The organism is Flavobacterium sp. AK-345, assembly GCF_058310175.1.
Window position 1 is genome coordinate 1 of the sequence record NZ_JBZEER010000003.1, and the last position, 26,759, is coordinate 26,759.

Here is a 26,759-nt window from a genome sequence, read left to right on the forward strand (position 1 = left end):
TACTGTTGTAACGCCGATTGGAAAGCTCGATGGTGCATTATTAGTAACTGTGATTGTGCCTGTGCAGTTATCAGTTGTTGTTGGTGTTCCTAAAACAACTCCTGTAGCAGTACATGAATTGGCATCGGCTACAGCCGTAACATTCGACGGACAGGTAATTGTTGGTTTTTGGATATCGTTAACTGTTACTGTTTGTGTACACGTTTGCGTATTTCCTGCAGCATCTTTTGCTGTCCAGGTCACCGTAGTAATTCCAATTGGAAAACTTGATGGTGCATTATTGGTAACTGTGATTGTCCCTGTGCAGTTGTCCGTTGTTGTTGGAGTTCCTAAAACAACTCCCGTAGCAGCGCATGAATTGGCATCGGCTACAGCCGTAACATTCGACGGACAGGTAATTGTTGGTTTTTGGGCATCGCTAACTGTTACCGTTTGTGTACACGTTTGTGTATTTCCTGCAGCATCTTTTGCTGTCCAGGTAACGGTAGTAATTCCGATTGGAAAACTTGATGGTGCATTATTGGTAACTGTGATTGTGCCTGTGCAGTTGTCCGTTGTTGTTGGAGTTCCTAAAACAACTCCCGTAGCAGCGCATGAATTAACATCGGCTACAGCCGTAACATTTGACGGACAGGTAATTGTTGGTTTTTGGGTATCGCTAACTGTTACCGTTTGTGTACACGTTTGTGTATTTCCCGAAGCATCTTTTGCTGTCCAGGTTACTGTTGTAACGCCGATTGGAAAGCTCGATGGTGCATTATTAGTAACTGTGATTGTGCCTGTGCAGTTATCAGTTGTTGTTGGTGTTCCTAAAACAACTCCTGTAGCAGTACATGAATTGGCATCGGCTACAGCCGTAACATTCGACGGACAGGTGATTGTTGGTTTTTGGGTATCGCTTACTGTTACCGTTTGTGTACACGTTTGCGTATTTCCTGCAGCATCTTTTGCTGTCCAAGTCACCGTAGTAATTCCGATTGGGAAACTTGATGGTGTATTATTGCTAACTGTGATTGTTCCTGTGCAATTGTCCGTTGTTGTTGGTGTTCCCAAAACAACTCCCGTAGCAGTACATGAATTGGCATCGGCTACAGCCGTAACATTCGACGGACAGGTAATTGTTGGTTTTTGGGTATCACTAACTTTAACCGTTGAAACTGCAGAAGTATTTTCGCAAGTTGTAGCTGTATTGGTGACTTTAACTTTATAGTCTCCATCAACTGTAACAACTAGTGTAGATGATATTTGTCCTGAAATTACGACGTTATCTTTATACCAAACATATGCTGGAGAACCAGCATTGGTAACCGCTGTCAATGTAGTTGTATAACATGCTGTTAATGTTCCGTTTATTGAAGCTGTTGGCAAAGGATTTGGCGTTGTTGAAATACTAGCCGAATTATTTGCTGAATTAGTATCCGGAACAGATGCCGGAATTATTGCAGTATTAGTATAAGCTCCACTAGCATTTACTTTGGCAACAATTTTTAATGTTACAGCTATGCCTCCGTTTATATCTCCAATACTCCAAACTCCTGTTCCTGAATTATAAGTTCCTACGGATGGTGTTGAACTCACAAAAGTATATCCTGTAGGAAGCAAATCATTTACAGAAACTCCTGTAGCATTATTTACTCCTAAATTGGATAAGGTTACTGTAAATTCTACATTCGATCCCACACATGGTGTTGCATTGTCTACTGTTTTTGTAACACCCAAATCTGTGCACAAAGTAACGGATACAGGCTTTGATTGTGTTTGAGCTCCACATGTTAAAGTTGAAGCTACAGAATAAGAACCCGTTTTAGTTGCTGTGTAGGTATTTGAGGTAGCACCTGATATTGCAGTACCATTAAAATACCATTGGTATGGAACAAATCCGGTTGGTGTTGACAATATAGCTGTACTATTTGTACAACCACCTCCTGCAATGTAAGACAAAGTTGGATCTTCTGGCTGAACAGCAAAATTCGAAAAGAAACCTGCCATAGAGAATCCTCCGCCTTGTTGTACAATCGAAACTGTTAATTTAGCATCACTAGATATGGAAAGAACATCCGGGCTTCCGATTTGAGTATCTTCAAAATTAATTAAATACCATCCTGTTGCTCCCAATTGATGACGTGCTGAAACTCCTGATTTTGTTTCAATATCTACACCATTAACATATACTTTTGATACGGCATCTTTTAAAAGAACATATCCAAAATAAGGCAATGAACCTGTACCGTAATTTCTAAATTTTGCTGTTTCTATAAATTTAGACCCTCCACATTCTGAGACCGGAGCAATCGTCGAAATATCAACTTCACAAGATTGAGCTGTTCCTGAATAAACAACAACATTGTTATCTGCAGAAACTCTTGAAGCTGAAAAATTAGCTCCGGAAACACCATTCAAAAAGGTAAAAAAGCTACCCGCTGTTGCTAATGTTGTTGTTTTTGTAGATACCAAAGCACCGGTTACCGAATAAGTATCTACAATAACTTTTGTATTGGGTTTAGTTGCAATTACAGTAGTTTGTTCTGCCGTATCGTTTCCTTTTCCTCTTTCTATAAAATATTCTGAACCTAAAACTGCTTCTGGCGGAATTTGATTAAAAGCTCCATCTCCACAACCATTTGGTGTATCGATAAAAGCAGAAGTATTCATAACACTCGGGTTTGAAGTTTCTACTAAAGTTCCAATTGTTGCTTTGAATAAATAACTTTGTCCTGCATTTAAAGTTGCTGTTATAACACCTCCAATTGTTACGGTTGTACCGTTTGTAATTGCCATTACACTATAAATCGGACGTTGATCACCGTAATTATTGAAATTTCCAAGAGAACCATCTCTGTAATATCCAACTCTAAATCTTATCCCAATTCCGGCATCACCAAAACTAGTCAATGCTGCATTTCCTTTAATATCCTGATCAGATCCATCACCACCTAAAGCATCAGAAGCTACGTTTCGTAAATTAATAGATATCGGCGCACTACCCGTAACGATTAATCCTGCAGCATTTAAAACTGTATTAAATGCAAAAGCAGGAGCTGCACTCGGTTTACCGGCAAATCTATATATTGCAGGTGCTCCTTTTGAAGCTATAAGTGTTGTTACAACTGTACCATCACTTTTTGAAACGGTAATATTTACAGTTGCTGTTGAATTCGTCGCAATAACAATTTCATTTGCTTTACTAAAATACTGCCAAGGCGCTGGCGCTATATAATGCTTAGTATAAAATTGAGCTGAGGCATTATAGCTAATCATTAAAAATAAAATAAAAGCAAGTAGTTTAATTGAATTAAACTTTCTAAGAGTAAAGTTACGCATAGACAATTGTAATTTGAATAATAGAAATATTAGAAGTTGAAAAATCAAACGAGATCTTCAACATATAGGACAGATACGATAAAAGAAAGGAAATGGATTTTGAAGATCTCTTAAAAGATTTGTCAAAATCAATGCAAAAAGAAAGTAGTGTTTGGACCATTAGTATTTATAGGCTCAAGACTAAAATTGTCTTTGGATTAAATTAGTAGTTTTGGAGTCGCGAAATTATATAAAGTCCTCTATACTAAATACTTTCGTCGACAAACTACCAAGATAAACGTTGAATAACACTTTTTATCAACAAAAATTAACCTGAACCTGTATAAAAATTAACTATTTGATAATAATAGCGGAGAAAATTCTTAAATTTTTATCAAATATTTTGTTTTTGAGCAAAAAGATGACAAAATCATAAAACAATCTTACAAAACTACAATAAGAAATATTTTATAATCACTTATAAATCAAATAATTATATACTTTTACAAAACAAAAATAACCTACAACTTTTTCACAGCTAGATCCTGAATGTTATTCAAAAAAAATAAACAGAAAAAATAAAAAGAAAGAATAAAAGCTTATAAATGAGCAGAATAAAAAATAAATTTTATTCAAGAAACTTAATATTTCGTTTTAAACCATCAAATTTTGTTCTCTTAATAGGAGAATTTTTAAAAACAGTACGAAAAGTTTCTTCTGTAATTTCAATCCAGTCTTTTTTAGTAAAAGAAAGCAAATCAGGATTAGGATTAAATAATGGTTCAGAATGCGATTTTGAGAATCTATTCCAGGGACAAACATCCTGGCAAGTATCACATCCAAACATCCACTCATCAAATTTACCTTTCATATCATTCGGAATATTTTCTTTCAATTCGATGGTGTAATATGAAATACATTTGCTGCCGTCAACAACATGAGGAGCAACGATAGCTTGTGTAGGACAAGCATCAATGCAGGCTGTACAAGAACCGCAGTGATCTGTAGTGGCATAGTCATATTCAAGATCTAAATCGAGAATAAGCTCTGCAATAAAGTAAAAAGAACCTACCTTTTGAGTTATAAGATTGCTGTTTTTTCCAATCCAGCCCAAACCGCTCTTAGCTGCCCAGGCTTTATCGAGAACCGGAGCAGAATCGACAAAGGCACGACCGGAAACATCTCCAACATTTTCCTGAATCGAAAAAAGGAATTCCTTTAGTTTCTCCTTGATAACAAAATGATAATCCTGTCCATAAGCATATTTGGAGATTTTGAAACTTTCCTGAGTTTGAGATTCTTCAGGATAATAATTTAATAAAAGCGAAACAACACTCTTAGCATCATCAACCAATAAAGTAGGATCTAATCGTTTGTCAAAATGGTTTTCCATATAAGCCATTTGACCATGACTGTTATTCTTTAACCAGTTTTCAAGTCGGGGCGCTTCTTTTTCTAAAAATCCGGCTTTGGAAATACCACAAGAAAGAAACCCAAGCCTTTTCGCCTCAGCTTTTATAAACTTTGAATATGTTTCTTTAGCATTAATTGTCATCTTTTAGAGAATAAGACTTTTACTCCAACAGGCTTCAATGTAATCAGTGGATTGAGCTGTATTTCACTATTAACAGATGTAATATTGTATCTTTTTACTAAATTAGAAATCGTCAAACACATTTCATAAATAGCAAATCCAGCTCCAATACACATTCTGGGCCCTGCTCCAAATGGATAAAAATATTGCATTGACTGTTTCTTCTGTTCTCCCAGAAATCTTTCTGGTATAAATTCATCCGGATTTTCCCAATACTTTGGATTTCGGTGCAATTCATAAAAAGAAACCCCAATTAATGTTCCTTTCTTTATATTATAACCAGCTAAATTATCATCTTCAACATTTCCCCTATCAGTAATCCAGGCTGGTGGATATAAACGCATAGCCTCATTTAAAACCGCATTTGTATAAGTCATTTTCTGAAGCTGCTCAACAATATTTTCCGTTTGAGATTCAATAGCTGTAATTTCATCTAAAACTTTCTGTTGTATCTTAGGATTTATTCCCAAAAGATAAAGAGTGAAAGTTAATGCATTTGCGGTAGTTTCATGACCGGCAATAAATAGGACTTTAATCTCATCAACCAATTGTTTTACAGACATTCCTTCACCTGTATCTTCATATCGCGTTTCTAAAAGCATATTAAGTAAATCATTAATATCTTCTTTAGATTTGCCTCTCTCCTCAACAATCTCCCGAATAATACTATTGTTCTCCTCTGCCAATTCAAGATGTTTCTTAACCTGACCTGTTACAGAAAACCACCAGGCTTTATGAGGAAGCCTAATTTCTTTGATTAAAAAATTCTGCACTTCTTCGATAATATATTTAATGCGAATTAATTTTTCCTCTGAAATTGAAAGTTCGAAAAGAGACTTAGCAACAACATTAAAGGCCAACTGGCTCATAATTGGAAAAAGATCAACAGCTTTTTCCTCAATTAAATCATCAAGCTCTAAAACAATTGTTTGATTCATATTTTCAACTAACTGATTCATTTTTTGCTTATGAAATGCGGGTTGAATAAGTCTTCTTTGTTTCAGCCAGAAATCACCGTCAACAGTTAAAAGCCCTTTTCCTAAATATTTAGAAAGATAAACAGACTGAAACTTAGATTTATGATAGTTCTTCTGATTTTTTTGTAAAATATATTGGGCAACTTCGTTATCTCTGGATAAAATTATATGCTTTGAAAAGCCAATTTTTAAAGAAAAAGAATCTCCAAACTTATCAAAATATCTTTTATGAAAAGGAATAGGGTTTTTACGCACTCCTTCAGCATCCAAAAAAAATCTAAATATTGAAAGTCGGTTAGGGTAATTATATTTTTTATTCTCAGACATTTTAAACAGAATTAAAACAATCCGCCCTGAATGTTAGTGTTTATTTTTCCCAAATGCTTATACGCTTTATCAGTTACTTCACGTCCACGTGGTGTTCGCATAATAAACCCTTCCTGGATAAGGAATGGTTCATAAACCTCTTCAATTGTTTCACTGCTTTCAGAAACAGCAGTCGCTAAAGTTGAAAGGCCGACAGGTCCACCTTTAAATTTATTAATGATGGTCAACAAAATTTTATTGTCCATTTCATCAAGACCATGTGCATCCACATTTAATGCTTTAAGTGCGTAACGTGCAATTTCAATATCAATAGTACCGTTCCCTTTTATTTGTGCAAAGTCACGAACTCTTCTTAATAATGCATTTGCTATACGAGGTGTACCACGGCTTCGTCCAGCAATTTCAATTGCCGCTTCAAGCGAAATTGGCATTTTTAATATCGAAGCACTTCTCTCAACAATTGTCGTCAAAAGTTCAGTAGTATAATATTGTAGTCGTGATGAAATTCCAAAACGGGCACGCATTGGAGCCGTTAACAATCCAGATCTTGTTGTTGCCCCAATTAATGTAAAAGGATTCAAATTAATTTGCACTGTCCTTGCATTAGGGCCAGATTCAATCATAATATCAATTTTAAAGTCTTCCATAGCCGAATATAAATACTCTTCTACAATTGGACTTAAACGATGAATCTCGTCAATAAATAAAACATCTCTTTCATCAAGATTTGTTAATAAACCCGCCAAATCTCCTGGTTTATCCAAAACAGGACCTGAAGTTATTTTAATACCTACTTCCAATTCATTTGCTAAAATATTAGCTAAAGTGGTTTTACCTAATCCCGGAGGTCCGTGAAAAAGTGTATGGTCAAGTGCTTCTCCACGTTGATTAGCGGCTGCCACAAAAACTTTTAAATTTTCTAAAACTTGGTCCTGTCCGGCAAAATCATCAAATGACAGCGGACGCAATCTTTTTTCAAGATCTAGTTCTTCAGGGTTATATCCTTTTGTTGTAGGATCCAGATTTTCATTCATTTTACAAAGATAGACAAAGTAATCAGTTTGTAAAACAGATAATTTTTAATAAAATTCAGAATTTCAGGAACAAATCCTAATATCTAAATTCCCAACTCCAACAATTGAGAACATTTCCGTAATTGAAATTTTCAGCTAAATACTAATTGCCAAAAACAAAAAAAGCCATCTTTTCAGATGACCTTTCTTTATTATTTTTAGTGGTGTAAAACTTCTTCACCTTCTTTCATTGGTACATTTTGAGGAACAAAATCTACATCATGATTTGGGTTACTGTAGTCGTACGGCCAACGGTATACATGAGGAATTTCACCTGGCCAGTTACCGTGAATATGTTCTACTGGAGTTGTCCACTCTAATGTTGTTGATCTCCATGGATTTTGAACAGCTTTCTTACCATAGAAAATACTACTAAAGAAGTTGTACAAGAATACTAATTGGAACGCACCTCCCACAAGAGCAAATGTTGTAATTAAAACATTCACATTTTGCAAATCATCAAATAATGGGAAGTTTGTGTTTGTATAATAGCGTCTTGGTAAACCAGCTAATCCAATAAAGTGCATTGGGAAGAATACTCCGTAAGCACAAACTGCTGTTACCCAAAAGTGAATATAACCTAAGTTTTTATTCAGCATTCTTCCGTACATTTTAGGGAACCAGTGGTAAATACCAGCAAACATTCCGTAAAGTGCAGAGATACCCATTACTAAGTGAAAGTGAGCAATTACAAAGTAAGTATCATGAACGTTAATATCTAAAGTACTATCTCCTAAAATGATTCCTGTTAAACCTCCAGTAATGAAAGTAGAAACCATCCCGATAGAGAATAACATTGCAGGGTTGAATTGTAAGTTACCTTTCCATAAAGTTGTAATCCAGTTAAATGCTTTTACAGCAGATGGAATTGCAATCAATAAAGTTGTAAAAGTAAATACAGATCCTAAGAAAGGATTCATACCTGAAATAAACATGTGATGACCCCAAACAATAGTTGATAAAAATGCAATTGCAAGAACAGACATAATCATCGCTCTGTATCCGAAGATTGGTTTACGAGAGTTCGTAGCCATAATTTCAGAAACAAGTCCCATTGCTGGTAAGATTACAATATAAACCTCAGGGTGACCTAAAAACCAGAATAAGTGTTCGAATAAAACTGGAGAACCACCTTGATAGTGTAAAACCTCTCCTGCAATATAGATATCTGACAAGAAAAATGAAGTACCAAAACTTCTATCAAAAATTAATAATAATGCAGCTGATAATAATACTGGAAACGAAATAACACCAATAATAGCTGTTACGAAAAATGTCCAGATTGTAAGAGGAAGTCTAGTCATAGACATTCCTTTAGTTCTTAAGTTGATTACAGTAACAATGTAATTTAAAGATCCCATTAAAGAAGATGCAATAAAGATAGCCATTGAAACTAACCATAAAGTCATACCTGTTCCAGAACCCGGAATAGCTTGTGGTAAAGCACTTAATGGTGGATAAATTGTCCAACCTGCAGAAGCTGGACCAGCTTCAACAAATAATGAAGACAACATTATTACAGCAGACAAGAAAAACAACCAATATGAAATCATATTCATGAATCCCGAAGCCATATCTCGTGCACCAATTTGAAGTGGAATAAGTAAGTTACTGAATGTTCCACTCAAACCAGCCGTTAGTACAAAGAATACCATGATGGTACCGTGAATTGTTACTAAAGCCAGATAAATATCATTTGCCATTACACCATCTGGTGCAAATTTGTCTCCTAATAAAACATTAAAAATTTTAAAAGACTCCTCTGGCCATGCTAATTGCATTCTGAAAAGCAAGGACATTGCAATACCAATAATACCCATGATAATACCTGTAATCAAGTATTGCTTAGCAATCATTTTATGATCAATACTAAAGATGTATTTAGTAATGAACGTGTCTTTATGATGATGTTCGTGCTCGTGATGATCGTGTCCGTGATCGTGATCGTGCGCTTCTGCTGACATATATGTGTACTTTAAATTTTCTTAAATAAATATTATTTCATAGCAACTTTAGCTACAGCTGCTTTTACAGTATCGATAACCGCTTTTACAGTATCTTTAGCAATAGTACTTGCACTATCTGTAGTAGTAGCTCCTGCTCCTTCAGCTGGCTTTTCAGCAGCAGCAGCCGCTTTAATATCCTGAGCTAAAGTAGTTTTTTCACTTAACCATTTTTTATAATCTTCCGGAGTATCAACAACAACTTTCATTTGCATGTTGTAGTGAGAAGCTCCACAAATTTTATTACATAATAATAAATAATCAAATGTATAAGGATCTAAAGCTGTTCCACCTTTTGCAACTAACTCTGTGCTTTTTTCAGATCGAAGTTTGTTTATGTTTGAAACTTTCTCAACCATAAATGGCAACTCTCTGTATTCAGCAGTTGTGTAAGTTGGAATGAAAGCAAACTCAGTAACCATTCCAGGTACACAGTTCATTTGCGCTCTAAAGTGAGGCATATAAGCTGAGTGTAATACGTCTTGAGAACGCATTTTGAAATGAATTTTTTTACCTTTTGGAATATGCAATTCAGAAACAATAATATCATCCTGAGCATTCGGATCAGACATATCAACACCCAAAGTATTAATACCTTCGATTAAACGAACGTTAGCTTTTCCTAAAACGTTATCCTGACCTGCATATCTTGCAGTCCATTTAAATTGTTGAGCATATAATTCGATTTCTATTACATCTTCATCTTTATCAACAAACATAATATTGTTCCATGCATACAATCCATAAAGAATTAAACATGCTAAAACTACAGATGGAATTATACTCCAGATTGCTTCTAATTTATTACTATCAGCAAAGAATAATGCTTTTTTATCTTTATGACCTCTGTTTTTGAAAGAGAACCAATATAATAAACCCTGAGTAATAAATTGAACTACGAAAATTAAAACCCAAGTAATATTCATTAAATTATCTACTAAAAGTCCATGCTCTGAAGCAGGCGTATGAAGCGCTAAACCACCCCATTTTAGTAAACCATAAATTGTAAATATATATATGAATGCCAAGAAGCCAAACATAACATACCCCTGAATATTATTATCATTATCTGATGCAACCTGAGAATCGTCCGAAGAAGACCCTACCTGAGTAAGATCAAATATCTTGGTCAATTGCCATAATGCAACTGCTAATAAAACTAAAACTATAATTACCAACAAACTTGTCATCTGTTTATTTCTTTAAATATTAATAATGAAAATGTTTACTTTCTTCTATGAAAGGATTTCTTTTTGCTAACAGAGGAGCTTTAGTCAATGCAGTAAATACTACAAAAATAAACAATCCCAGGAAGAAAAGAATAGATGCAATTTCAGAAACTCCAATAAACCATTTATCTCCAACTGTACCAGGCATAACCATATTAAAGAAATCCACATAGTGACCTAATAAGATAACAACACCAGCCATTACAATAACCCAGCTTAAACGTTTAAAGTCAGTATTAACTAAAATCAATAATGGGAAAACAAAATTCATAACAACTGCTCCAAAGAAAGGCAAGTTATATAATTGAATTCTTGTGATAAAATAAGTTACCTCTTCAGGTATATTCGCATACCAGATCAACATAAACTGAGAGAACCATAAGTATGTCCAGAAAATACTAAAGCCAAACATAAATTTCGCTAAATCATGTATGTGACTTGTATTTACATATTCTAAATATCCTTTAGATTTTAAATATATAGTAACTAATGCTATAGTAGTAATAGCGCTTACAATGAAAGAAGCAAATACATACCATCCAAATAAGGTACTGAACCAGTGTGGATCAAAAGACATAATCCAATCCCAGGACATGATAGACTCAGATACGATAAAGAATACTAAGAATCCTGCAGATAATTTAAAGTTCTTTTTGTAATTTAAATCATCGTTAGCTTCATCTTGAGCCAAGCAATTTTTTCTAGAATAGTGACGGTATAAATTCCATCCTAATAAAAATATACCCGCTCTAACAATCCAAAAAGGAAAGTTTAAATATCCTGCTTTACCAGCAATAATTTCATCATAATTTGGACTTTTAGGATCTGTAACTCCTTCACCTAACCATACAAATATGTGATTAAAATGTAATCCGCAAAGAACTAAAATTAAAAAGAAAATTACTGAAGCTACAGGTAAGTAAGCAGTAATTCCCTGCATTACTCTGAATAAAACCGGAGACCAACCTGCCTGAGCCACTTGTTGAATAGCATAAAATGCTAAAACTCCAAGAGAAATTAACAAAAAGAAAATACAAGCTACATATAATGCAGACCAAGGCTTATTTTGCAATTGGTGCAATACATGTGTTAAATGTTCTTTATGCTCATCGGCAGCACTAATTTCTGCATGTTCACCATCTTTATGTGATTCGTGTGAAGCTTCCGCAGCTTCATGATGTCCCGCTTCTTTATGGGAAGTCTCTGCTGTTTCTTCATGTGCAACACCATGCGAACCATGAGCATCTGCAGCAAGAATTTTTTCAACTTCTTGAATATCTTTAGGAGCAGTTAAAAAACCATATCCAATTCCTAATATACCAACGGCCATTAGGATGATAGAAAAAGTTTTTAATTTACTTGAAAATGTATACATATCTATTACGATCAGTTTGTTCAACAATTATAATTGGCTTTTTAGTTTTAGAACATAGTCAGCAACTAACCAACGTTCGTGGGCACTTAATTGATTTGCATGTGAACCCATTGCATTTAAACCATAAGTTTCAACGTGAAAGATACTTCCTTCAGTGATAACTCTGTCTTTATAGCTAGGTACTCCAAGAAATTTTTCTCTCTCCACCAATTTACCTTTACCGTTTCCAGTTGCACCATGACAACTAATACAGTAAATTTCGAAAAGTTCTTTTCCTTTTCCTGAATTTCTTTCAATAGAATCCAAAGGAGATTTTAAATTAGCTTTTGCCAATTCGTAACCTGCTGTTGAATTTTCATATTCATAAGGTTCGAAACCTCTGTTAATAGTTCCCTCTACCGGAAGTTGTCCTTCTTTTCCTCCCTTAAATATTTTTGCTTCTGTATAAGGCTCATAAGCAACAGATTCATACATATTTGGGAAATACTGATAGTTTGGTGCCGAATTATTGTGGCAAGAAGAAACTAAAATAGTTATACCAACTAAAAGTGTTATTTTATATATCCTTTTCATAGCTACAATTAATTCTTTTCAATTACTTTAACTTCAACAGCTCCTGTACCTTCGAAAAAAGAAACTAGTTCAGCTTCATTATCGTTTACAGCAACTTCCATTAAGAAATGGTCATCTGTTGTTCTTACATCAGGATTTTCTGCCTGTTTAAATGGCCATAATCTACTTCTCATATAAAAAGTAATGACCATTAAGTGGGCAGCAAAAAATACTGTCAACTCAAACATAATCGGCACAAAAGATGGCATATTCTGGATATAACTAAAACTTGGTTTTCCTCCAATATCTTGCGGCCAGTCATGAATCATAATATAACTCATCATGAATGTTGCAAAAGAAAGACCAACGCAACCATACAAGAAAGAACAAATTGCTAATCTTGTTGGCGCTAAACCCATAGCTTTATCCAATCCGTGAACTGGGAATGGAGTAAAAACTTCTTCAATATGATGATGAGCAGCTCTTGTTTTCTTTACTGCATCCATCAAAATATCATCGTCATTATAAATGGCGTATATTACTTTATTACTCATGATGTGAATCTTTATTTGCTCTTTCTCTAATGTAATTATCTCCTGTTCCTTTCAAAATTGTTTTAACCTCCGCCTGAGCAATTACAGGGAATGTTCTAGAGTATAATAAAAACAACACAAAGAAGAAACCAATTGTTCCAATAAAAATTCCAATATCAACAAATGTTGGTGAGAACATTGTCCAAGAAGATGGAAGGTAATCTCTATGTAAAGAAGTAACAATAATTACGAATCTTTCAAACCACATTCCGATGTTTACTACAATCGAAATAATAAATGAGAACATGATACTTGTTCTTAGTTTTTTGAACCACATAAATTGTGGAGAGAAAACGTTACAAGTCATCATCGACCAATATGCCCACCAGTAAGGTCCGGTAGCTCTGTTTAAGAAAGCATATTGCTCATACTCTACACCTGAGTACCAAGCTACGAATAACTCAGTGATATATGCAACACCAACAATAGAACCTGTAATCATGATAATGATATTCATCAATTCGATATGTTGTAATGTAATATATGCTTCAAGATTAGAAACTTTTCTCATAACGATCAACAACGTATTTACCATCGCAAATCCTGAGAATACCGCACCAGCAACGAAGTACGGAGGGAAAATTGTTGTATGCCATCCCGGAATTACAGAAGTAGCAAAGTCCATCGATACAATCGTGTGTACAGAAAGTACAAGAGGAGTAGCCAAACCTGCTAATACTAAAGATACTTCTTCAAAACGCTGCCAGTCTTTCGCTCTACCACTCCACCCAAAACTTAGGATAGAATATACTCTTTTATTGAAAGGTGTTATTGCTCTGTCACGCAGCATTGCAAAGTCAGGTAATAAACCAGTCCACCAAAAAACTAATGATACCGAAAGATACGTAGAAATTGCAAATACGTCCCAAAGTAATGGCGAGTTAAAGTTTACCCATAAAGATCCAAATTGATTTGGAATAGGTAAAACCCAGTATGCCAACCATGGGCGCCCCATGTGAATAATTGGAAATAAACCTGCCTGAACAACAGAGAAGATAGTCATTGCTTCTGCAGAACGGTTAATAGCCATTCTCCAACGTTGACGGAAAAGTAATAATACCGCAGAAATTAATGTTCCAGCGTGACCAATACCAACCCACCAAACGAAGTTCGTGATATCCCAAGCCCAACCAACTGTTTTATTTAATCCCCATGTTCCGATACCGGTAGATACGGTGTAAATTATACAACCTAACCCCCAAAGGAAGGCTATTAATGCGATTGAAAATACAATCCACCATTGTTTGTTTGCAGGCCCTTCAACAGGTGCAGCTACATCTACAGTTACATCGTGATAAGATTTATCACCTATAACTAAAGGTTTTCTAATGGGTGCTTCGTAGTGAGACGACATAATCCTTTATATTGTTTCTTATTAATAATTTTACTAAGTATTTCTAACTTTTACGTGATAGAAAACATTTGGTTTTGTACCAACATGCTCTAATAAATGATACATTCTTTCGCTTTCTGCTAATTTAGCAACAGCGCTTTCTTTATCATTTACATCTCCAAATACCATTGCTCCAGATGAACAAGCTGCAGAACATGCACAAGCATTGTTGAATTCATCTTTTGCCACAACTCTACCTTGACGTTTTGCCTCAAGAATAACAGCTTGTGTACTTTGGATACAGAATGAACATTTTTCCATAACTCCACGAGAACGAACGTTTACGTCTGGGTTTAATACCATACGACCTAAATCATCATTCATGTGGTAATCGAATTCACTGTTTTTGTTGTACAAGAACCAGTTGAAACGACGTACTTTATAAGGACAGTTGTTTGCACAATAACGAGTACCAACACATCTGTTGTATGCCATATGGTTTTGACCTTGACGACCGTGAGATGTAGCAGCAACCGGACAAACTGTTTCACACGGTGCGTGGTTACAGTGTTGACACATTACTGGTTGGAAAGCAACTTGTGGATTATCTCCAGGTTTTTCCATTTCATTAAATGTAGATAATGAACTAGATAAACCAGCGATATTTTCTTTTCTTTCGTTATCACCTTCAAAAGTACTTTCAGAAGAATAATATCTGTCAATACGCAACCAGTGCATATCACGGCTTCTTCTAACTTCTGCTTTACCAACAACAGGAACGTTGTTTTCAGCATGACAAGCAATAACACATGCTCCACATCCTGTACAAGCATTTAAGTCAATTGAAAGATTAAAGTGATGTCCTGTAGAACGATCAAATGATTCCCATAAATCGACTGTTGTAGCTTCAACCTCCTGGTGATCTAATGATACCATTGGTTGCTCATTCCAGTGTTTAGCATCTTTAGTATTGAAGATCTCTAAAGTAGTTTCTTTAATGATATCTCCTCTACCCATTAATGTTTTTTGTCCCTGAACACAAGCAAACTCATGCTCTCCATTTGCTTTCGCAATAGAAACAGACTGAACACTATTAAAGTTTTTATATAAAGCGTAAGCATTTAAACCTACTTGCATTTCTTCTTTCAAAGCCGCTTTACGACCATAACCAACAGCTAAACCAACTGTTCCAATAGCTTGTCCTGGCTGAACAATTACCGGCACATTTTCTAATTTAGAACCATCAGCAGTAGTAATTGTAGCATAACTTCCGTTTAAACCTCCGTTAGCAACAATTTCATTCGTTAAGCCTAATTTTTTAGCATCTGCATTTGAAACAGTAACATAGTTATCCCAAGAAACTCTTGTGATTGGATCTGGAAACTCTTGCAACCATGGGTTGTTAGCATGTTGTCCGTCTCCCATACCTGTTTTGGTATACAATACTAATTCAAAGTCACCAGTTGATTTTGATTTTGAAACTGCATTTGCAGCAGCAGAATAATCAAAAGAACCAGCAGCTAATGCACCAGAGCCAATTACAAAAATACCATCATGTAATACTTTATTCCAAGAAGAACCTACAATAATACCAGCTGAATTAACTTTAAGGTAATCATAGAAATTTCCAGAAACTCCGTTTAATGACAATAAAACATCTTGAAATTGTTTTGTATTAAATATAGGACGAATAGTTGGTTGAGTTAAACTATAAGTACCTTTTGTAATTTCAACATCTCCCCAAGATTCTAAGTAATGAGGTGCAGGAGCAGCAATTGTAGTAATCGAAGCAGTTTCATCCTCTTTTAAAGAGAAAGCAACTGAAGTTTTTACTTTTTTCAATCCAGATACAAAAGAAGCTGAATCAGCTAATGTGTAAACAGGATTAATTCCACTCATGATTAAAGTATGAACACTTCCAGCATTCATATCTTTTATTAATTGAGATACAACTGCATTAGAACCTTTTCTAATTTGTCTTGTACCAGCTGTATTATAAGCTTCACTAGCCAATACCTGATTGATAGCCAAAACTAATAATTGAGCATTTTTATCTTCAATTCCAGATACTAAAACTCCTTTAGAACCAGCGGCTCTTAACTGTTGGGCAGCTTTAACTACTTCTGTTTTGTACTTAGCTTCTAAAGTAACCGGAACAGAAGCACCTGCAACGATATTGTATATTTGAACTAAAGCTTGTTTTTGATCAGCAGTTGTCATTGGGACACGCTTATCAGCAGCAGCTCCAGATAATGTCATATTTGATTCAAACTGAAAATGACGAGACATTTTTCCATTTTGAGGAATACGTCCCTGAGCATATCCAGCATCGTATCCTCCACCTTGCCAGTCTCCTAAGAAATCAGCACCAACAGAAACGATTAATGAAGCTTTTGAAAAATCATAATCAACTAAAGCTCTTTCACCATATACAGTCTCAAATGCATCTAATGCGTCTGATGAAGAAACCGCATCATAAACAACGTGTTTTGCATTAGGATTCTTAGCGATGAACTCAGCTATTAATTTTTCAGTAGATGGACTCGCCAAAGTATTAGTCAACAACACTACTTGTCCTCCTTTCGCTTTTGCATCAGCAAGACTTGATTTAATTTTCAAGTCAACAGCAGACCAGCTACTATTTTTACCTTCCAATTTAGGTTCTTTCAAACGCATACTATCATATAAAGCTAAGATAGATGCATGAATTCTCGCATTGGCTGAAAATTTAGCTCCAGAAATAGTATTGTTTTCAATTTTAATTGGACGACCCTCACGAGTTTTTACTAATAAGTTAGCAAAATCAAAACCATCAAAAACAGTAGTTGCATAATAATCTGCAACACCAGGAATGATTTGTTCCGGTTGTAACACATAAGGGATAGACTTGTGAACAGGACCTTCGCAGGCAGCAAGTGTAACAGCTGCTGTACTAAACCCTACGTACTTTAAAAAGTCACGACGTGAAGTTCCAGATGAAGCTAAAGCATCTGCATTTCCTAAGAATTCATCCGTAGGAATTTCTTCAACAAATTCGTTATTTCTAAGCGCCTCAACAATAGAACTATTTTCTAGTTCTTCAACACTTTTCCAGTATTTTTTGTTTGATGACATTGTATATAAATATTAAAATCTTAATAATTCGATTAATAGTGGCATTTACCGCATTCTAAACCTCCCATTTGCGCTGCAGTCAATTTTTCTACACCGTATTTTTTAGAAAGTTCAGCATGAATTTTATCATAGTATGCGTTTCCTTCCATCTTAACATCAGTTTTTCTATGGCAATCAACGCACCATCCCATTGTTAATTTAGAATATTGTTTCATGATTTCAAATTCTTGTACCGGACCGTGACAAGTCTGACATTCAACTCCTGCAACAGAAACGTGTTGTGAGTGATTGAAATATACAAAATCAGGTAAATTATGAATACGAACCCATTTTACAGGCTTAGTTTTTCCAGTATATACTTGTTTAGTTTTATCCCAACCAACAGCATCATACAGCTTTTGAATTTCACCATCGTAAAATGCTTTACTGTGATCTGCAGTAGCTGTAGTTTCAGCAACTTCAGAAATGTTTTTATGACAGTTCATACAAACATTTAAGGAAGGAATACCTGCATTTTTACTTACACGTGCAGCAGAGTGACAATATTTACAATTGATCTCGTTATCTCCAGCATGAATTTTATGCGAATAGTGAATTGGCTGAATTGGCTCATAGTTTTGATCTACACCAACCTGCATCAAAAATCCATACACAAAATAACCACTTGCCAAAAGTAAAAATATAGAAGTAACCAATACTAAAAATTGATTTTTAGCAAATGCTTTCCAGATTGGAGTTCTAGCCTCTCTAGGAGCGACTACAATACCATTGTTACTAGCAACTTTAGTTAACACTTTGTTTACCATGAACAACATGACAACCAAAATAGCCATTACTAAAGCAAGAGCACCTAAAATAATATTATTAGAAATTCCACTTCCTTCCTGCACACCACCTGTTGGCAATGCAGCAGTTCCAGGAGCACCAGCAGCTGGCGCAGCTTTTTCTTCAGAAGTATAAGCGATAATATTATCAATATCACCTTCAGATAATTGAGGAAAAGAAGTCATTACAGACTTGTTGTTTTCTTCAAAAAGTTTTACTGCAACAGGATCACCTGACTTAATCATGTCAGAACTGTTATGAACCCACTTGTAGATCCAAGCCATTTCATGCTTAGCAGCAACTCCTCGTAGAGCAGGACCTGTCGATTTAGCATCTAGTTTGTGACATGCAGCGCAATTTGCATTAAAAAGTTCTTTCCCTTTTACTGGATCACCGCCTGCAGTTGCAGCCGGAGCAGCAGCTTCAGGCGCCGCCGGAGCAGCAGCAGCATCTTGAGCAAATGAAGTTAGGGAGAAAATAAGTGTTAGCGATAAGCTAAGCAGCAATTTTCTTGAGATCGAATTATGGTTACCCACCTTTTTCATATAGTATAATAATTATCTACTAATTTTTGGTATGATTTTTTCTGTATTAATTAAGCAAAAATCTATACCCTCTTTTAAAACTTGCACAAAAATACGACTTATGAACTATTCTCAAAACCTTAAAATACTCTTAAATATCAATTTATATCAATTCTAAATAATATCAAAATTTTTAATACAAACTTTAAATCCTATTTTTGCATAAAAACCATCACATTATGAGAATTTTAACTCCTTCAAAAAAAGTTTTCTTAACATTAATAATGACAACTTTAGCATATAACATTAATGCACAAGACCAAAATTTAACACTAAATCAAGACCCTAAATTTGAGCAATTATTAAATGACAAGCGTAAAATTAACACGTCGTTAACCACAAACGAAACTTATAAAATTCAAATATTCAGCGGAAAAAGCGAAGATGCAAAAAAGACCTTGAGTGATTTCAAAAGAGAATATAGTGATATTGATGGTACTATAATTTTTAATACTCCCAACTACAAAGTTTTAGTTGGAAATTTTAAAACAAGAATAGAAGCTGAACGAAATTTAGTAGAGATTAAGAAAAAATACAAAAGTGTTTTTCTAATAAAACCAACCAAGTAATGATAAAAAAAGCAACTTAATTAGTTGCTTTTTTTTATGACCAAATCACAAAAATAAATTTATATTAAAGATTCCCCAAAATAAAAATAATTTTGTTTTTTGTTTCAAAATTTACCTGATTTATTTTAAATCTGATTAATCATTTTTATTCTTTTTCTTTACTTTGCTCTATTATTCCTAATACTTCTTCTTTAACTGCTTCAAAGTCTCTTTGGAAAGCCTGATTAGAACGAAGACGCTTTACGGTTTCATTCCCCATAATCCTACCCATTTCCACATCACTATACCAATGCGCATTACAAATGACACGACTTTCACCAAACTCGTATCCACGTTTTAAAATCATTTCTTCTCTATAGGGAAAAATTTCGCTAAAAACCAATGTCCAAGTCCAGCCAACGGCTGTATCCAGAGGGAAAAGAACCTATTTTACACAATACTTCCTCTTGCTCCATAGTACAGGTTTTAGAATTATTAACAACAAAAGGGCGTTCTCGATTGTAATGTTTTTTAGCTGCATATGTAGACAAACCGGCATCTGTCATTACTCTGCGCATAAATAAAGCTTGGGTGTTTTTTCCTCACTAATTTTAATACCTAAAGTAGATTCAAAGGATTTAACTGCAGCCGGAAATGACAAATTTGCATCATTAGCCGCCTGTATAAAACGAATTCTATCTTAGATTCTACTGCTTTTTTAGCATGCTCCAGGTCAAGTATGAAGGCCTCATAATTAAGTTCCGGAGGTGGTGATAACAACACTAAACTATTTGGCATTTCGTCTTCTGATAAATATCCGCACAACAAATCAGGCATAATTTCCTTTAACTGCTCAATATTTGTAAAGGCACGTATAGCATTAGATTTAAAAACCTTTATTTATAAGTGTATTTATTGTATGAATTATTCTAATTTTCATTTAAGACTTTCATTAATAAAACAAAATTTCTTCAATCAGAAAACAAAAAATGTTATCACAAAGAAATCAATAATTCATTAAAAATTATGCGTAATTATAATTTGAAACAATTAATTACCAATGTCTAATTGAAAGCTATTTAGATTTCATCTTGTTTAAAATACGCCACCATTATAAAAGAATGAATAAAAAACAACTCTGAAACATAGAAATTCAATTTCAAAAAGTATAAAACAAAAAAAAATCCCGATGGCTCGGGATTTTTATATTTGAAAAATATTTCAATTTTATTTCAATTTTTTCTTGATAGCAACTTCATGGTATGCTTCAATAACATCTCTTTCTTCAATGTCATTATAACCTTTAATCTGGATACCACAATCGTAACCTTTCGAAACTTCTTTCACATCATCTTTGAAACGTTTCAAGGCCACAAGTTCTCCCGTATGCACTACTACTCCATCTCTGATAACTCTGATTTTAGAAGTTCTCATAATTTTACCATCCATCACCATACAACCTGCAATCGATCCAACTTTAGAAATTTTGAAAATCTCACGAATTTCAGCAGTTCCTAAAATTTCTTCTTTCATTTCAGGAGCCAACATTCCTTCCATTGCATCTTTCAAGTCATCTATCGCTGCATAGATAATAGAATAGTAACGGATATCGATTTCTTCCTTATCTGCAAGTTGTCGAGCATTTCCAGCAGGACGAACATTAAATCCAATAATAATCGCATCAGATGCAGAAGCCAACATAACATCAGTTTCAGTAATTGCCCCCACTCCTTTATGGATAATATTAATTTGAATTTCTTCTGTAGAAAGTTTAGAGAACGAATCTGACAATGCTTCAACAGATCCATCAACGTCTCCTTTAAGGATTACGTTTAATTCTTTAAACTGACCAAGAGCGATACGACGACCAATTTCATCAAGTGTTATATGTCGTTGTGTACGTACAGATTGTTCACGCATTAATTGAGAACGTTTTGATGCAATTTGTTTTGCTTCTTTTTCATCTTCAAAAACGTTAAACTTATCACCTGCAGTTGCCGCACCATCAAGACCTAAAACAGATACCGGAGTCGAAGGACCTGCTTCTATAACGATATGCCCTCTTTCATCATGCATGGCTTTAATTTTACCATGATGTTTCCCAGCCAACATATAATCTCCAACTTTTAATGTTCCGTGTTGAACCAAAATTGTTGATACATATCCTTTTCCTTTATCTAAGAAAGCTTCTACAACTGTTCCTTGTGCCGCTTTGTTTGGATTAGATTTTAAATCTAGTATTTCAGCTTCTAATAAAACCTTCTCTAATAATTCTTTTACCCCTGTTCCGACTTTTGCAGAAATATCATGTGACTGAATTTTTCCACCCCAATCTTCAACAAGTAAATTCATACCAGCCAAACGCTCTTTGATTTTCTCAACATTAGCATTTGGTTTATCAATTTTATTGATTGCAAATATAATTGGAACTCCCGCTGCTTGTGCATGAGAGATTGCTTCTTTTGTTTGTGGCATAATATCATCATCCGCAGCTACAACGATAATAGCAATATCGGTAACCTGAGCTCCACGTGCACGCATAGCAGTAAACGCCTCGTGACCTGGTGTATCTAAGAATGCGATTTTTTGACCGTTATCAAGAGTTACTCCGTAAGCTCCAATATGCTGTGTAATTCCTCCAGACTCACCTGCAATAACATTTTCTTTACGAATATAATCCAGTAAAGATGTTTTACCGTGATCGACGTGACCCATTACAGTAACGATTGGTGCTCTAACAACTAAATCTTCTTCTTTATCTGCAACTACCTCAATAGCTTCTTCGATATCAACAGTAATGAATTCAACTTCATAACCAAATTCATCAGCTACGATTGTTAATGTTTCAGCATCTAAACGTTGGTTCATGGTTACCATGATACCAAGAGACATACAAGTTCCAATTACTTTGGTAATCGGCACATCCATCATGATTGCAATTTCACCTACAGTAACAAATTCAGTAACTTTAATAGTTTTACTTCCTTCATCAAGTGCTCTTTGCTCATCATCAGATTTCTGACGGTGCGTTTCTCTTTTATCTCTTCTATATTTAGCTGCTTTTGATTTTCCACCTTTACCCTGAAGTTTTTCAAGAGTTTCTCTAATTTGGTTTTTTACTTCCTCTTCAGTTGGCTCAACTTTAGCAACAATAGCCGGACGGTTTCCTTTTACAAAACCAGGTCTTGCACTTCTGTTTGCATTAAAACCTCCACCACCAGTGTTTGGAGTAATTTTATTAGGATTTGGTGTTCCCGGCGCATTACCAGTTGCTGGTTTTGGCGCACCCGGAGTTCCAGGCTTAGGAGCAATTCTTTTACGCTTATTTTTGTTAGCGTTATTTCCAGCTCCCGGAGCACCCGGTTTATTTGGTATTATCTTAGGATCTTCTTTCTTTTTCTTAGGCTTGTTAAATTGAGATAAATCAATTGTTTGCCCAGTAAGGGTAGTTCCTGATAATTTTTGATATTGAGTAGTGATTGTCTCCTCAGCCGTTGCAGGATCTGTTGAAACAACAGGTTCTGATGCTACTTTGGGAGTTTCAGCTTTTACTTCTTTTTTCTCTGTAATAATAGGTTTTTCAACCTTTTTCTCTTCAGAAACTACAGGAGCTACAACAGGCGGCTCAGGCTGTACAATTTCTTTTTGAACAGGTTTTTCTGGTTGAGTTGGAGTAACAGCTACCTTTGGTTCTTCGACTTTAGCCGGTTCCTCAACAGGTGGTGTAGAAACAACTGCAGGTTTCTTTGGATTTAAATCTATTTTACCAACTTGAACAGGCCCTGTTACAACAGCTCTCGCTTTGATAATCTCTTGTTGTTTTTGGCGCTCTTCGTCCTGTCTGCGTTTGTCTTCAATTTCTTTCTCACGCTCAACACGTAATGCTTCTTTTTCTTTTCTTTTTTCTTCTCCTACCTCTTTAGAAGCTTCCTTATTCCCCTTATCGCCCGCAAATTGGCTTTGTAGGATATTAAATTCGCTATCAGAAATTTTCGCATTTGGATTTGCATCAATAGCAATTCCCTTATCTTTTAGATAATCAACAGCTCTTTCTAACGAAATATTTAATTCCCTTAAAACCTTGTTTATTCTTATTACTCTCTCTTCAGACATATAACCTTTTTATTATTACCTTTTTCGTTGTGTTGTTAGAGCAGATAACTAACTATCAAACTCTTCTTTTAGTATTTTCATAACGTCAAGAATAGTTTCCTCTTCTAAATCCGTTCTTCTTACTAAATCTTCTACTTCTTGCTTTAAGATACTTTTTGCAGTATCTAAACCTATTTTAGCAAATTCTTCAATTACCCAGCCTTCGATTTCGTCTGAAAACTCTGTTAATTCAACATCGTCTTCATCAGCCGTTGCACCTGCAACATCTCCTTCACGAATAACATCTAACTCGTAACCTGTTAGCTGACCTGCTAATTTAATATTGTGACCTCCTCTACCAATTGCTTTAGAAACTTCTTCTAATTTTAAGAAAACTTCAGCTCTTTTGTTTTCTTCATCAATTTTGATTGAAGAAACTTTTGCAGGGCTTAATGCTCTCGTAATAAACAATTGAATATTGCTTGTATAGTTGATTACGTCGATATTTTCGTTTCCTAATTCACGAACAATTCCGTGAATACGAGATCCTTTCATACCTACGCAAGCTCCAACAGGGTCAATTCTATCGTCATAAGAATCTACCGCTACTTTTGCTTTTTCACCAGGAATACGCACTACATTTTTAACTGTAATCAAACCGTCGAATACTTCCGGAATTTCTTGTTCAAATAATTTTTCCAAGAACTTTTCAGAAGTTCTTGACATGATAATTTGAGGTTTATTTCCTTTTAATTCAACGCTTTCAATAATTCCACGAACGTTATCTCCTTTACGGAAAAAGTCAGATGGAATTTGTTTTTCTTTCGGAAGCACAATTTCGTTTCCTTCATCATCTACTAAGATAACTACTCTAGGGCGCACGTGGTGTACTTCAGCAGTATAAATATCACCGATAATATCTTTAAATTGCTTGTAAAGATTGGTATTATCGTGTTCGTGAATTTTAGATATTAAGTTTTGACGCAATGCCAAAATAGCTCTTCTTCCTAAATCGATCAATTTAACTTCTTCAGAAACTTCTTCACCAATTTCAAAATCCGCTTCAATCATTCTTGCTTCAGTCAAGGTAATTTCTTCGTTCTCAAAATCAAGATCTTCGTCAGCAACGATTACTCTTCTTCTCCATATCTCCATATCCCCTTTATCAGGATTTATAATAATGTCGAAGTTGTCATCAGAACCGTATTTTTTCTTCAATGCATTTCTAAACACGTCCTCTAAAATTGCCATAAGCGTTACACGATCAATAAGTTTATTATCTTTAAACTCTGAGAATGAATCGATTAATGCTAAATTTTCCATGCGAATTCTTTAATTAAAATGTTACTGTAACAATTGCCTCTTTAATTTCTGTATAAGGTATTTGTTGCTCTTTTTGAACTGTTTCTTTTCCTTTTCCTACTTTTTTCGGTTCTCTTGCTTTCCAAGACAAAATTATAAAAACATCGTTAGCTTCTACTAATTCTGCTTCAATTTTTTCAGTTTTTGTAGTAACAATCAACGTTCTACCTACATTTTTCTTGTATTGTCTTGTCATTTTCAAAGGCGATCCTACTCCAACAGATGCTACTTCAAGCGAAAAATCCTGCTCTTCACGATCCAGATTATTCTCGATTGCGCGACTAATATCGATACAATCCTGCAACGCCACTCCATTATCCCCATCTAAACCTACACTAATTTTGAAAGAATCCGAAATAGCAAGATCAATCAAAAAGATTGACGGCTTTTCCAGAAGAGCCTCTGTAATTAGTTCGTTTACTTTTTCTTTAAATGTCATAATTTTATAAAAAGAGGGGACACTTAGTCCCCTCATTATTTAGATTTTAATAAATAACGGTGCAAATATAGTGTTTTTTTTATAAATCAAAATAAATACATTGCTCTAAAATATTTCTTATCTTTATAGAAGCATTAAAAATAAAGAATTTCACCTTATTTAACCCTAAAAGTTATGAAACGAATTCTAGTACCTACAGATTTTTCAGAACATGCTGAAGACGCTTTAAAAGTCGCCGCACAGATTGCCAAAAAAAACGATTCTGAAATTATCATTTTACACATGCTTGAGTTACCCCATCAAATGAATGATGCAATTTTGGGCGGTGTGAGTATTCCGGAAACCATGCTTTTTATGAAAAAAGCAAACGAAACACTTGACGAAATTTCATCAAGGCCATATCTGGACGGAATTCCTGTTACCGAAATTGTAAAAATGGACAAACCAATTCACGGCATCACTCAAATAAGCAAAGATTACGATGTTGACTTAATCATTATGGGATCACACGGTTCTTCTGGAATTGAGGAATTACTAATTGGCTCTAATACTGAAAAAGTGGTTCGTAATTCTGAAATCCCGGTTTTGGTTATCAAAAAAGACATAAAAAACTTTAATGCTTCAAATATTGTTTTCGCATCAGATTTTACAGACGAAACTAAAAAACCATTTGAAAAACTGTTGAATATTACTAAATTTTTCGATTCAAAAATACACCTGGTAACTATTTGCACACCAAACAGTTTTAAACCAACTCATGTTGTAGAACAAGCAATAAAGGAATTCACTTCAGAATTCAACCTTACGAATTACTCAACACACATTTATAACGACACGAATATAGAAAAGGGAATTATTAATTTCTCTAATAGTATAAATGCAGACATTATTGGGATGTGCACACACGGAAGAACTGGTTTTGCACATTTTTTCAATGGAAGCATTAGCGAAGGTTTAGTAAATCACGCTGTTAAACCCGTAATAACATTTAAAATTTAAATAACAAAACACAATAAACACAAAAGCTTCTCAATTGAGAAGCTTTTTTTATAATAACTACGTTTAACACTCTTATGTTACTATTCCAACTATTGGATTAATAATTGGCTCTAAAGATTTTATCACCTTTACAAGATCATCAAACAAATTTCCACCTTGCACTTCTTTCATTTCAGAAGAATCTAACGCTTCAAACTCAAATTTTTTTAAATTATCCATAATTTTAAATTTTTAGTTAAAACAAAAACGCACTGCAGTATTTTTTCGTCATATCAAATATACTTAAAATACTAATAAACAGACATATAAGTCAAATAAAAAACTTACTTATTTGAAATTTTAACATCTAAATTTATATTCCGCTATAATTATTCTTCATAAAAACTTTTTTTTATGAGCTTTATAACAAAGTCTATTTGAACCTTACAACAAAGTAAGCA

Annotated in this window: 20 protein-coding genes; 2 read left to right on the forward strand and 18 right to left on the reverse strand. The window is 34.6% G+C overall.

Annotated elements, in window-relative coordinates; translation table 11 throughout:
* The 12 genes from AC4FQ3_RS06980 to AC4FQ3_RS07035 form a co-directional block, all read right to left on the reverse strand.
* A partial coding sequence (locus AC4FQ3_RS06980; protein WP_491181392.1) for an HYR domain-containing protein occupies positions 1 to 3,321 on the reverse strand: 3,321 nt, incomplete at its 3' end.
* A 607-nt stretch (positions 3,322 to 3,928) separates the two neighbouring features.
* Positions 3,929 to 4,855, reverse strand: a complete 927-nt coding sequence (gene queG / locus AC4FQ3_RS06985; protein WP_491181393.1) for a tRNA epoxyqueuosine(34) reductase QueG — start codon at positions 4,853 to 4,855, stop codon at positions 3,929 to 3,931.
* On the reverse strand, positions 4,852 to 6,198 hold the full coding sequence (locus AC4FQ3_RS06990; RefSeq protein WP_491181394.1) for a cytochrome P450: 1,347 nt from the start codon (positions 6,196 to 6,198) through the stop codon (positions 4,852 to 4,854). Before AC4FQ3_RS06990 ends, queG begins: the two co-directional genes overlap by 4 nt.
* An 11-nt stretch (positions 6,199 to 6,209) precedes the next feature.
* A complete protein-coding gene (gene ruvB, locus AC4FQ3_RS06995; protein WP_042566285.1) occupies positions 6,210 to 7,232 on the reverse strand; it encodes a Holliday junction branch migration DNA helicase RuvB in 1,023 nt (340 codons plus the stop codon).
* Positions 7,233 to 7,429: 197 nt separating this feature from the next.
* Positions 7,430 to 9,235, reverse strand: a complete 1,806-nt coding sequence (locus tag AC4FQ3_RS07000) for a cytochrome c oxidase subunit I (RefSeq protein WP_042566284.1) — start codon at positions 9,233 to 9,235, stop codon at positions 7,430 to 7,432.
* A gap of 32 nt (positions 9,236 to 9,267) precedes the next feature.
* On the reverse strand, positions 9,268 to 10,464 hold the full coding sequence (locus AC4FQ3_RS07005) for a cytochrome c oxidase subunit II (RefSeq protein ID WP_491181395.1): 1,197 nt from the start codon (positions 10,462 to 10,464) through the stop codon (positions 9,268 to 9,270).
* A gap of 19 nt (positions 10,465 to 10,483) precedes the next feature.
* A complete protein-coding gene (locus AC4FQ3_RS07010) occupies positions 10,484 to 11,878 on the reverse strand; it encodes a quinol:cytochrome C oxidoreductase (RefSeq protein ID WP_491181396.1) in 1,395 nt (464 codons plus the stop codon).
* Between the two features lie 27 nt (positions 11,879 to 11,905).
* On the reverse strand, positions 11,906 to 12,451 hold the full coding sequence (locus tag AC4FQ3_RS07015; protein WP_491181397.1) for a c-type cytochrome: 546 nt from the start codon (positions 12,449 to 12,451) through the stop codon (positions 11,906 to 11,908).
* Between the two features lie 8 nt (positions 12,452 to 12,459).
* Positions 12,460 to 12,984 carry a DUF3341 domain-containing protein gene (locus tag AC4FQ3_RS07020; protein WP_042566280.1) on the reverse strand — a complete coding sequence of 175 codons (525 nt, stop codon included), beginning with the start codon at positions 12,982 to 12,984 and terminating at the stop codon, positions 12,460 to 12,462.
* Positions 12,977 to 14,377 (reverse strand): NrfD/PsrC family molybdoenzyme membrane anchor subunit, encoded by a 1,401-nt coding sequence (gene nrfD, locus AC4FQ3_RS07025; protein WP_042566279.1) that lies wholly within the window; start codon positions 14,375 to 14,377, stop codon positions 12,977 to 12,979. Before nrfD ends, AC4FQ3_RS07020 begins: the two co-directional genes overlap by 8 nt.
* 33 nt (positions 14,378 to 14,410) lie before the next feature.
* Positions 14,411 to 17,470: a TAT-variant-translocated molybdopterin oxidoreductase gene (locus tag AC4FQ3_RS07030; RefSeq protein ID WP_491181398.1), complete on the reverse strand. Its 3,060-nt coding sequence runs from the start codon at positions 17,468 to 17,470 to the stop codon at positions 14,411 to 14,413.
* A 32-nt stretch (positions 17,471 to 17,502) separates the two neighbouring features.
* Positions 17,503 to 18,840 carry a c-type cytochrome gene (locus tag AC4FQ3_RS07035; protein WP_491181399.1) on the reverse strand — a complete coding sequence of 446 codons (1,338 nt, stop codon included), beginning with the start codon at positions 18,838 to 18,840 and terminating at the stop codon, positions 17,503 to 17,505.
* Positions 18,841 to 19,058: 218 nt separating this feature from the next.
* Between AC4FQ3_RS07035 and AC4FQ3_RS07040 the strand changes: the two genes are divergently transcribed.
* The gene (locus AC4FQ3_RS07040; RefSeq protein ID WP_491181400.1) at positions 19,059 to 19,448 is read left to right on the forward strand and encodes an SPOR domain-containing protein; all 390 of its coding nucleotides are present in this window, start codon (positions 19,059 to 19,061) and stop codon (positions 19,446 to 19,448) included.
* A 145-nt stretch (positions 19,449 to 19,593) separates the two neighbouring features.
* Here the strand turns inward: AC4FQ3_RS07040 and AC4FQ3_RS07045 are convergent, their stop codons facing one another.
* The 5 genes from AC4FQ3_RS07045 to rimP all read right to left on the reverse strand — a co-directional run bounded on the left by AC4FQ3_RS07045 (position 19,594) and on the right by rimP (position 25,320).
* A complete protein-coding gene (locus AC4FQ3_RS07045) occupies positions 19,594 to 19,794 on the reverse strand; it encodes a hypothetical protein (protein WP_491181401.1) in 201 nt (66 codons plus the stop codon).
* 25 nt (positions 19,795 to 19,819) lie between these two features.
* Complete coding sequence (locus tag AC4FQ3_RS07050) at positions 19,820 to 20,005, reverse strand: hypothetical protein (protein ID WP_491181402.1); 186 nt, start codon at positions 20,003 to 20,005, stop codon at positions 19,820 to 19,822.
* 649 nt (positions 20,006 to 20,654) lie between these two features.
* Entirely contained in the window at positions 20,655 to 23,540 is a 2,886-nt protein-coding gene (gene infB, locus AC4FQ3_RS07055; protein WP_491181403.1) for a translation initiation factor IF-2, read from the reverse strand.
* A gap of 48 nt (positions 23,541 to 23,588) precedes the next feature.
* On the reverse strand, positions 23,589 to 24,842 hold the full coding sequence (gene nusA / locus AC4FQ3_RS07060; RefSeq protein WP_042566274.1) for a transcription termination factor NusA: 1,254 nt from the start codon (positions 24,840 to 24,842) through the stop codon (positions 23,589 to 23,591).
* 13 nt (positions 24,843 to 24,855) lie between these two features.
* Positions 24,856 to 25,320 (reverse strand): ribosome assembly cofactor RimP, encoded by a 465-nt coding sequence (rimP, locus tag AC4FQ3_RS07065; RefSeq protein WP_073394998.1) that lies wholly within the window; start codon positions 25,318 to 25,320, stop codon positions 24,856 to 24,858.
* Between the two features lie 174 nt (positions 25,321 to 25,494).
* Here rimP and AC4FQ3_RS07070 point away from each other — a divergent pair, with 174 nt between their 5' ends.
* Positions 25,495 to 26,319: a universal stress protein gene (locus AC4FQ3_RS07070; protein WP_491181404.1), complete on the forward strand. Its 825-nt coding sequence runs from the start codon at positions 25,495 to 25,497 to the stop codon at positions 26,317 to 26,319.
* Positions 26,320 to 26,391: 72 nt separating this feature from the next.
* On the opposite strand, the gene AC4FQ3_RS07075 is transcribed toward AC4FQ3_RS07070, so the two are convergent.
* Complete coding sequence (locus AC4FQ3_RS07075; RefSeq protein WP_491181405.1) at positions 26,392 to 26,538, reverse strand: hypothetical protein; 147 nt, start codon at positions 26,536 to 26,538, stop codon at positions 26,392 to 26,394.
* Positions 26,539 to 26,759 lie beyond the last annotated feature (221 nt).

Coding starts and splice junctions, on each gene's coding strand:
- AC4FQ3_RS07045 (WP_491181401.1), bottom strand. CDS start 19,794: ATGATTTTAAAACGTGGATACGAGTTTGGTGAAAGTCGTGTCATTTGT.
- AC4FQ3_RS07010 (WP_491181396.1), bottom strand. CDS start 11,878: ATGTATACATTTTCAAGTAAATTAAAAACTTTTTCTATCATCCTAATG.
- AC4FQ3_RS07000 (WP_042566284.1), bottom strand. CDS start 9,235: ATGTCAGCAGAAGCGCACGATCACGATCACGGACACGATCATCACGAG.
- nusA (WP_042566274.1), bottom strand. CDS start 24,842: ATGGAAAATTTAGCATTAATCGATTCATTCTCAGAGTTTAAAGATAAT.
- AC4FQ3_RS07020 (WP_042566280.1), bottom strand. CDS start 12,984: ATGAGTAATAAAGTAATATACGCCATTTATAATGACGATGATATTTTG.
- AC4FQ3_RS07035 (WP_491181399.1), bottom strand. CDS start 18,840: ATGAAAAAGGTGGGTAACCATAATTCGATCTCAAGAAAATTGCTGCTT.
- AC4FQ3_RS07015 (WP_491181397.1), bottom strand. CDS start 12,451: ATGAAAAGGATATATAAAATAACACTTTTAGTTGGTATAACTATTTTA.
- AC4FQ3_RS07075 (WP_491181405.1), bottom strand. CDS start 26,538: ATGGATAATTTAAAAAAATTTGAGTTTGAAGCGTTAGATTCTTCTGAA.
- rimP (WP_073394998.1), bottom strand. CDS start 25,320: ATGACATTTAAAGAAAAAGTAAACGAACTAATTACAGAGGCTCTTCTG.
- AC4FQ3_RS07040 (WP_491181400.1), top strand. CDS start 19,059: ATGAGAATTTTAACTCCTTCAAAAAAAGTTTTCTTAACATTAATAATG.
- ruvB (WP_042566285.1), bottom strand. CDS start 7,232: ATGAATGAAAATCTGGATCCTACAACAAAAGGATATAACCCTGAAGAA.
- AC4FQ3_RS07030 (WP_491181398.1), bottom strand. CDS start 17,470: ATGTCATCAAACAAAAAATACTGGAAAAGTGTTGAAGAACTAGAAAAT.
- queG (WP_491181393.1), bottom strand. CDS start 4,855: ATGACAATTAATGCTAAAGAAACATATTCAAAGTTTATAAAAGCTGAG.
- nrfD (WP_042566279.1), bottom strand. CDS start 14,377: ATGTCGTCTCACTACGAAGCACCCATTAGAAAACCTTTAGTTATAGGT.
- AC4FQ3_RS07050 (WP_491181402.1), bottom strand. CDS start 20,005: ATGCGCAGAGTAATGACAGATGCCGGTTTGTCTACATATGCAGCTAAA.
- AC4FQ3_RS07005 (WP_491181395.1), bottom strand. CDS start 10,464: ATGACAAGTTTGTTGGTAATTATAGTTTTAGTTTTATTAGCAGTTGCA.
- infB (WP_491181403.1), bottom strand. CDS start 23,540: ATGTCTGAAGAGAGAGTAATAAGAATAAACAAGGTTTTAAGGGAATTA.
- AC4FQ3_RS07070 (WP_491181404.1), top strand. CDS start 25,495: ATGAAACGAATTCTAGTACCTACAGATTTTTCAGAACATGCTGAAGAC.
- AC4FQ3_RS06990 (WP_491181394.1), bottom strand. CDS start 6,198: ATGTCTGAGAATAAAAAATATAATTACCCTAACCGACTTTCAATATTT.